This window comes from Nonomuraea sp. NPDC052116, from assembly GCF_040680035.1.
GTDB classification, from domain to species: domain Bacteria; phylum Actinomycetota; class Actinomycetes; order Streptosporangiales; family Streptosporangiaceae; genus Nonomuraea; species Nonomuraea angiospora_A.
Map to the genome: position 1 here is coordinate 532,197 of NZ_JBFAWA010000003.1, position 8,027 is coordinate 540,223.

An 8,027-nucleotide genomic window follows, 5' to 3' on the forward strand; every position below is an offset into this window, starting at 1 on the left:
GTGACTTTTGATGCGGATGGGGCTCGATTGGTTGGCCTCACCCGGGCACGGGCGCCGTGGACCCGCGGACGATCAGCTCGGTGGCCAGCTCCACGTGACGGGAGTCGATCCTTTCGCCGGCCGCCAGCCGCAACGCGGTGCGCAGCGCCATCCCGCCCATCTCGCGCAGCGGCTGGCGGACCGTGGTCAGCGGCGGCGAGGCCATCCGGGCGACCTGGGTGTCGTCGTAGCCCACGACGCTGACGTCCTCGGGGATGCGCAGCCCGCGCGCCCGGGCGGCCTCCATGACCCCCAGGGCCAGCTCGTCGCAGCCCGCGAAGATCGCCGTCGGCGCCCGCGGCAGGTCGAGGACGGCCGCGCCGCCCAGCAGCCCGTCGTGGTAGCGGAACTGGCCGGTCCACACGTAGCCGGGGATCACCGGCGCGCCTTCGGCCTCCAGGGCGGCGCGGTAGCCGTGCAGCCGGGCCTGGTTGCAGGCGGCGGTCGCCGGGCCGCCGACGTAGGCGATGCGGCGGTGGCCGAGCGAGAGCAGGTGGCGGGTGGCGGCCAGCCCGCCGGCGAAGTTCGTGGAGCCGACGCTGGTCACGCTGGCGCTCTGCAGGTTGAGCGGGTCGATCAGCACCAGCGGCAGGCGGGCCCGCGCCAGCGCGGCCACCTGCTGGGCGGCCAGCTGTTCGCAGGTGACGGCGATCAGCGCGGTGCGGCCGGCGGCGACCAGGTCGCGGACCCAGGCGGTGCTGTGGCCGGCGTCCTTCTTGATGCTGACGACGATCCCGACGCCGATCTCGGCCCCGGCCTGCACCGCGCCCTGGATGATCTCGATGGAGTAGGCGTTCAGGTCGTCGTCGAACTGCAGCTCGACGCTCCCGCACAGCTCGCGCCGCGCCGTGGCCGGGACGTACTCGTGCTCCCGCAGCAGCGACTCCACCAGGGATCGGGTGGCGGGCGCGACGTCGCTGCGGCCGTTGAGCACCTTGGAGACGGTCGCGACCGACACGCCGGCCGAGGCGGCGACGGTGGCCAGGGTGGCGCGCCTGGGGGTGTCCGGCATCGTGCCTCCTCGCCTCGACGGGCGTGCCGCGGCCGGCCCGATCATCGGGGTGTCACAAGGGCGGACCGGAACGCGGGCTCGCGGCGGGCCAGGTGCGCCATGTCCGCATCGTAGAACCGGCTGTCGCCCGGGACCACGTGGTTGACGCCGCCACCGGTCGGCACCTCTTCGTCGGCCACGGCCGCCTCTCCCGATCACCGCCGGGCCCGGACGATGATCTCCGGGGCCCGGCGGTCAGTGTGTCACGCGGCACCGGGACAGGGCATCCGAATAACGGCTCAGCGGCGGGAGCGGAAGGCCACGGCCGTCGTCGAGGTGATCGCCGACACCACCACGGTCATCACCAGCACGGTGTTGAGCGGGCTCTTGCGCCGGGACGGGCCTGCCGCGGCCCGCTGGTAGCGCGTCAGCGGGACGGCCGCCTTCGGCTTGGGCGTCGTCTTCGTGGGGGTGGGCGTCGGCACCGGCACCGGCGCCGCCCAGGGGGCGGACGGGCGCACCCGGCCCGCTCTCCTGCGCGGGCACTCCCCCACCTGGACATCTGCCGTGCACACGCCGTCCCGGTAGACCGTCACGTGCGGCAGCACGACCGCGGGCGGCGCCCAGCGCTTGCGGGGCGGCACCGAGATCGACACCTTGGGCCTGGGTGAACGCCGAGTCCGGACCCGGGGAACCGTCACCGTGGGGCCGACGGTCACGTTCTTCGGGGGTGCCGGCGGCGCCGGGGGACGTACGGTCACCTTCGGCACCGGACGCGGCCACGGCACCCCGTCGGCCGCGGCGGGGCCCGCGACGGTCACGGCGGCCAGGGCGACGGCGAACAGCAGCGGAGCACGCCGGACGCCCACGCTCACACTCCCCCGCCGATGCGGGTGAACTCCTGCAGCGCCCCCTGGAACGCCTCGGGCCCGACGGCCAGCGGCCCGGCGAAGGCGTGGGAGATGTCCCACGTCAGGTAGATGCCGAAGCCCAGCAGCGCGGCCGTCGCCAGCAGCGGCAGCAGCGCCAGCCCCCTCGGCCTGGCCCCCGCCAGGAACGGGAAGACGGTGACCAGGACCCCGGTGAGGATGGTCAGGTGCAGCAGCCCCGCGGGAGGCGTGGCGGCGGCGTCGGCGGTGCGCTGGGCCCGCGCGGTGGAGATCGCGCTGAGCTTCTCCAGCACGGCGCTCTTGGCGTCGTCCTGCTTGTCGCCGGTCACCTGCAGGTCGGTGACGCGGCCGCGCAGCTCGTCCATCCTGGCGGCGCCGACCGGGTCCATCCGGCCCTCGCCCATGAGCGGCCACTCGTCCCTGACCACGAACGTGATGTAGTCGCGCAGCGCCCTGCGCACGTCCTGCGGCGCGGTGCCCGGCAGGGCGTCGGCCGCCCAGTAGGCGTCGACGGCCGCCTGGCTCTCGGTGTGGGTGTTGAGGCGGGCTGCGTCGGCCGTGGTCCACGGAACGATGATCGCGATGGCGAAGACCAGCAGGAACATGGCCGACAGCATCGCTCCCGCGTGCGCGACCGACGGCCCACCGGGGTCGCGGTCCTCTTCGGCTCGTTTGACCTTCCTGAAGATCAGCGCGGTGAGCGCCACCGCACCCACCGCCGCCACGACTGAGAGCGTGTACGCCACCATGAAGAATCTCCCGAAACTCATCGGATACGCAACGTCACATTACTATCACACAGTGCAATGATGGCGCGAAGCACAGATCGGTAAAGGCCCGGGCAACCACGGACCCCGCGGCGGCGTCCGGCGCGAGTCGATGAACGGGATCGGGGCGGCCACCTGTGGCTACGCTCGTGACCGCCCCGCCGGGCCTCCCGTGTGGCGATGGTGACACGGGTCCGGGAGGCGTGCCCTCCTGCGCGGCGAGGACCGTGACCGCCCTGCGCGAACCGTCGGCAGCCCTCGCCCGCACCCCTCCCGATGAGGCCCGCCTCACATGATCCGCCGCCCCGGGGCCCCGCGCTTCAGGGAGCGCCCCGGGGATTTCCCCTGGAGTACGGGCCTCCGCGCCCGCGCGGCAGATCCGGCCGCCCGTACGACGGCGGCGGGGACCCGGACCGGCCCCGGCGACCTGGGGATAACCCCTGGTTTTCGCGCGACCTCTGGACAAGGGGACAGGCAAGTCTTACTTGAGCCGCCCGCTTTGCCGCGCAACGTTGGATTTCCCAGCGTGCGGAGGCCGGTATGACGTTCGTCGGACGGGATCAGGAGCTCCGATGCCTGGCCGCGGAGTTCGAGCGCGCCCGCGCCGGACTGCCCAGGCTCGTCGTGGTCGAGGGACCGGCGGGGATCGGGAAGACGACGCTGGTCCAGCGGTTCCTGGAGACGTGCGGGACGGGCAACGTGCTGTTCACCGACGGGGACGAGGGTGAGGCGCTGCTGCCGTACGGGACGCTGACCAGGCTGTTCGGCGGGCTCCCCGCGCAGATCGAGGCGCCGGCCGCGGCGGAGCCGCCCGATCCGCTCGCGGTCGGGGCGGCGCTGCTGCCGGAGCTGAGCGAGCGGCAGGCGAGCGAGCCGCTCTGCCTGGTCGTGGACGACGTGCACTGGGCGGACGCGCCGACGTTGCGGGCGCTGACGTTCTGCCTGCGCAGGCTGCGCGTGGACCGGGTCATGGCGGTGCTCATGCTGCGCGAGGCCGCCACGCTGCCGGGCCCCGAAGGGCTGCGGCGGCTCATCGCCGCCGACACCACCCACCGGCTGCGGCTGCGCGGGCTGCGGGAGCCTGAGGTGGCCGCGCTGGTCGGCGGGCGGGTGTCGCAGCGGGCCGTGGCCAGGCTGGTCGCCCACACCGAGGGCGTGCCGCTGCACCTGCGGGCGCTGCTGGAGGAGGTGCCCCTGGAGGCGTTGGACGACCTGGCGCAGCCGCTGCCGGCGCCCAGGTCGTACACGATGCTGGTGCTGGCCAAGGTCGCCAGGTGCGCGCCGCCGGTGCGCGAGCTGGTCGGCGCGGTCAGCGTGCTGGGCATGTCGTGCCCGCTGCACCTGGCGGCGCGGGTGGCCGGGGTGGCGGAGCCGCTGCAGGCGCTCGAACAGGCCGTGCGCGAGGGCGTGCTGCTGGAACGGTCCTCTTCGCGCGGTCCCGTGGCGGCGTTCGCGCATCCGCTGATCCGGGCGGCCGTCTACCGCGACCTCGGCCCGGCGCAGCGCTCGGCCCTGCACGCGCGGGCGGCGCTGGTGGCGGAGGACGAGCAGGCGCGGCTGCGGCACCGCATCGAGGCGGTGGCGGGCCCGAGCCCGGAGCTGGCCGCCGAGCTGGCGGAGCTGGGCCGGGCGCAGGTACGGCTGGGCGCGTTCGGCGGCGCGGCCGAGCACCTGAAGGCGGCGGCGGAGCTGTCGGGCGCCCCCGCGCCGCTGGCCGCCGAGGCGGTGGAGGCGCTGCTGCTGGACGGGCGGGTCGACGAGGCGGCCGGGCTGACCGCGAGCCTGCCCGAGGACGCGCACCCGGCGGTGCGCGGCTACGCGCTCGGCCACCTGGCCATGGTGCGCGGCCACGTCGAGGAGGCGCGGGCGCAGCTCATCACGGCCTGGGAGCAGGCCGGGCCGCCCGAGTCGGGCCTGGCGGCGCGGGCGGCGCAGCAGCTCGCCATGCTCTGCCTGGTCAAGGCCGAGGGCGGGCAGGCCGCCCGCTGGGCCGAACGCGCCCGCGACTCCCCCGGCTACCGCCTCAGCATCGACTACAACCGCTTCACCCAGCTCACCGGCCTGGCCGTCTCCGGCGAGATCGACGCGGCGCTGGCCGCGACCGCCGACCTGCCGCCGCCCGCGTCGGCGACGATCGCCGACCTGGACGCGCTGCTCGGCCGCGGGCTGCTGCGCACCTGCTCCGACGACCTGGCGGGCGGGCTGGCCGACCTGTCGGGGGTGGTGGCGGCGTGCGGGGAGCGTTCGGTGCCGTTCCGCATGCTGGCCACCGCCATGCTGGGGCAGGTCGAGTACCGCTCCGGCCGCTGGGACGACGCCGCCCTGCACACCGAGACCGCGGCGTCCGTGGCCGACGACGCCGACCAGCGGTGGCTCTCGCCCATCTGCCACGGGCTGGCCGCCCTCGTTCCGGCCTCGCGCGGCGACTGGCCGCTCGCGGAGTCCCACGTCCGGGCGGCCGTCGCCGGCGCGGACTCGGTGGCGGCGCTCGCGCACGGATGCAGCGCCGCCGCGCACCTGGCCGCCGCCAGGGGCGACCACGCCGCGACGGTGACGGCGCTCGAGCCGCTGCGGGCGGTGGAGGTGCACGACATCGTGTACGAGCCCGGCGTCGTACAGTGGCTCGACCTGTTCATCGACGCCCTGGTGGGGCTCGGCGAGCTGGACCGGGCCGAGACCTGCCTGGTCGCGGTCGAGCGGCTGGCGGGGCGGCGCGGCAGGCGTTCGGCGCTGGCCACGGCGGCCCGCTGCCGGGGCGGCCTGCACGCCGCCCGCCACGAGAACGCCCTGGCCGACACCGCCTTCACCACCGCTCTCGCGCACGCCGGGGCGGGGGCCGGGCTGCCGTTCGACGAGGCCCGGCTGCGGCTGGCGTACGGGCGGTTCCTGCGCAGGCTGGGCCGCCGCAGGCAGGCCCAGTCGCACCTGGAGCTGGCGCTCGGGCTGTTCGCCAGACTGGGCGCGGCGCCGTACGTGGGGCGGTGCGAGCAGGAGCTGAGCGCGTGCGGGCTGCCGCGCGCCGGGTCGGGCGCCTCGCCGCTGCTGCGGCTGACCCCGCAGGAGCAGGCGGTGGCGCGGCTGGTGGCCACCGGGATGACGAACCGGCAGGTGGCCAGGGAGCTGGTGCTGAGCGTGAAGACGATCGAGTACCACCTGGGGAACGCGTACGCCAAGCTGGGGGTGAGCTCACGCGTGGCCCTCACCACCAAGCTCATGCACTGAGCCCGGTGCAGGCGTTCGCCAGGGCGCGCCCACCCGTTGACCGACGAAGCGGTGGGCCGACTGACACCCACCCCGGACCGGGATGCCTTGCGGACTTGCGCCGACCGGTGAGTGCCGGCCTCGCTGCAGGCCTATGCGCACCCGCGGAGTCGTGAGCGCGTCGGCGCACCGGGACGACGACGCCTCCATACATGACCTCGCCGTCCAGCACGCACCCCCAACGCTCCAGCAGCTCGTCCACGATCCCGGGCAGTTCGGCGAGCCACGCCGCGCCCGGGTCTCCCTCACGCTCGACCGTGCTCCGCGCGAACACCTCCGGTATCCCGATCATCCGGGCACCCTACGTGCCTGCTCACGGCCGCCACCACCACCCGGCCCGGGCTCGCCCGGGGTATAATTAATCTTGTCCCGAGCGGTTGGCCGCCCGGGATTTTGCTTTTCATGCCCACTCCTCATCGCATGATCCTGAACTCGGCAGCGCCTCTCTTCCTGTCCATGAGCGCCGGGGTCATCGCCCAGCTCGTCGGCACTTCCCTGCTCGGACACCAGGCGACGGTTCAACTGGCGGCCTTCGCCCTCGTCGGCGCGGTGCTCACCCCCGTCACCGCGGCCGTGTCCGGCGGTCTGCGCGGCATGGCCCCGTTCGTGGCCGCCTGCCGCGATCGTCCCGCCGAGGCGCTGCCCATCCTGAAAGACGCGCGTTGGCTGTCCCTCGTGCTCGGAGTGATCGGCGCAGGCGTCATGCTCGGAGTCCCTCTGATCGCGCGGGTCGGAGGGGTGTCTCGTGAGGTGACGGCCGAGTTCGGGGCGGTGCCTCAGCTCTTCGCCTTGCAGGTGCTGCTGGCCGCCGCGGGCGGGGGCGCCAACGGGGTGCTGATCGCGCTGGGACGCAGCCGGCTGGTGCTCTGGTCCAGCCTGTCGAGCACGGCCGTACAGGTGACCCTGCTCTTCCTCCTGGTGCCCAGGATGGGCATCCACGGCACCGCCATCGCGCTCCTGGCCTCCACCGCCCTGGCCGTCACCGCGTCCAACGTTCTCCTGCTGCGCCTGCCGGAACTGGCGGAAGGATCGCCATGGCCCGGACGCCCCCGCCCGCGCGAGATCTGGCGCATGGCCGAGGTGGGTCTCCCGATGTCGGCCACGGTCGTCATCTGATACCTCCGAGGAGACCCCCGCCTTCAGGCGGGGAAGGAATCGGACTCCTGCGGAGCAGGGCGGAGCAGGCGATTCGCCGCCAGGCGGACCGCCGTCTACCGCAACTGAGCAGCACTTGGCTGGTCTTCCTGCAAAAATGTGATGCGTGGCGCAGCTGGTAAAGCGGGCCTACAAGTACCGCTTCTACCCGACCCCCGAGCAGGCCGACGAGCTTGCCCGGACGTTCGGCTGCGTGCGCCTGGTCTACAACAAGGCCCTGGAAGAGCGGACCCGCGCCTACACCCTGGAAGGCAAACGGGTCTCCTACGTGGAGTCCTCCGCCGCGCTGACGGCGTGGAAGAAGACACCCGAGCTGGCGTTCCTGGGCGAGGTGTCGTCGGTGCCGTTGCAGCAGGCACTGCGCCACCTCCAAGCCGCGTTCGCGAACTTCTTCGCGCGGAGGGCGAAGTACCCGACCTTCAAGAGCAAGAAGAAGGCACGCGCGAGCGCGGAGTACACCCGCTCGGCGTTCCGCTGGCGCCAGGGCCGGCTCACCTTGGCGAAGATGGACGCGCCGCTGGACATCGTGTGGTCGCGTCCATTGCCCGAAGGCGCCGAGCCGTCCACGGTCACGGTGTCCAGAGACGCGGCCGGGCGGTGGTTCGTGTCCCTTCTGATCGAGGAGAAGATCTCGCCGCTGCCGCCGGTCGAGGCGTCGGTGGGCGTGGACGCGGGCATCACGGCGCTGGCAACGCTCTCGACCGGCGAGAAGATCGTCAACCCGCGTCACGAGCGTGCCGACCGGCGCAAGCTGGCCCGTGCCCAGCGATCGCTGGCTCGTAAGCAGAAGGGATCGAACAACCGGGCCAAGGCCCGGCTGCGCGTGGGCAAGGTGTACGCCCGGATCGCCGACCGGCGCCGGGATCATCTGCACAAGGTGACCACACGGCTTGTTCGCGAGAACCAAGTGATCGCCGTGGAGGA

7 protein-coding genes are annotated in these 8,027 nt (G+C 73.7%); 3 read left to right on the forward strand and 4 right to left on the reverse strand.

Annotated elements, in window-relative coordinates; all coding sequences use genetic code 11:
- Positions 1 to 37 precede the first annotated feature (37 nt).
- The 4 genes from AB0L65_RS08055 to AB0L65_RS08070 all read right to left on the reverse strand — a co-directional run bounded on the left by AB0L65_RS08055 (position 38) and on the right by AB0L65_RS08070 (position 2,690).
- Complete coding sequence (locus tag AB0L65_RS08055) at positions 38 to 1,051, reverse strand: substrate-binding domain-containing protein (protein WP_355199178.1); 1,014 nt, start codon at positions 1,049 to 1,051, stop codon at positions 38 to 40.
- A 41-nt stretch (positions 1,052 to 1,092) separates the two neighbouring features.
- Complete coding sequence (locus AB0L65_RS08060) at positions 1,093 to 1,230, reverse strand: hypothetical protein (RefSeq protein WP_364241796.1); 138 nt, start codon at positions 1,228 to 1,230, stop codon at positions 1,093 to 1,095.
- A 99-nt stretch (positions 1,231 to 1,329) separates the two neighbouring features.
- Complete coding sequence (locus AB0L65_RS08065) at positions 1,330 to 1,899, reverse strand: hypothetical protein (protein WP_364241799.1); 570 nt, start codon at positions 1,897 to 1,899, stop codon at positions 1,330 to 1,332.
- 2 nt (positions 1,900 to 1,901) lie between these two features.
- A complete protein-coding gene (locus tag AB0L65_RS08070; RefSeq protein WP_364241802.1) occupies positions 1,902 to 2,690 on the reverse strand; it encodes a hypothetical protein in 789 nt (262 codons plus the stop codon).
- A 537-nt stretch (positions 2,691 to 3,227) separates the two neighbouring features.
- Here AB0L65_RS08070 and AB0L65_RS08075 point away from each other — a divergent pair.
- The 3 genes from AB0L65_RS08075 to AB0L65_RS08085 all read left to right on the forward strand — a co-directional run.
- Positions 3,228 to 5,909, forward strand: a complete 2,682-nt coding sequence (locus AB0L65_RS08075; protein ID WP_364241805.1) for an AAA family ATPase — start codon at positions 3,228 to 3,230, stop codon at positions 5,907 to 5,909.
- A 441-nt stretch (positions 5,910 to 6,350) separates the two neighbouring features.
- Positions 6,351 to 7,064 (forward strand): MATE family efflux transporter, encoded by a 714-nt coding sequence (locus tag AB0L65_RS08080; RefSeq protein WP_364241808.1) that lies wholly within the window; start codon positions 6,351 to 6,353, stop codon positions 7,062 to 7,064.
- 145 nt (positions 7,065 to 7,209) lie between these two features.
- Positions 7,210 to 8,027: transposase (locus tag AB0L65_RS08085; RefSeq protein WP_364241810.1), on the forward strand; the 818-nt coding region annotated here is incomplete at its 3' end.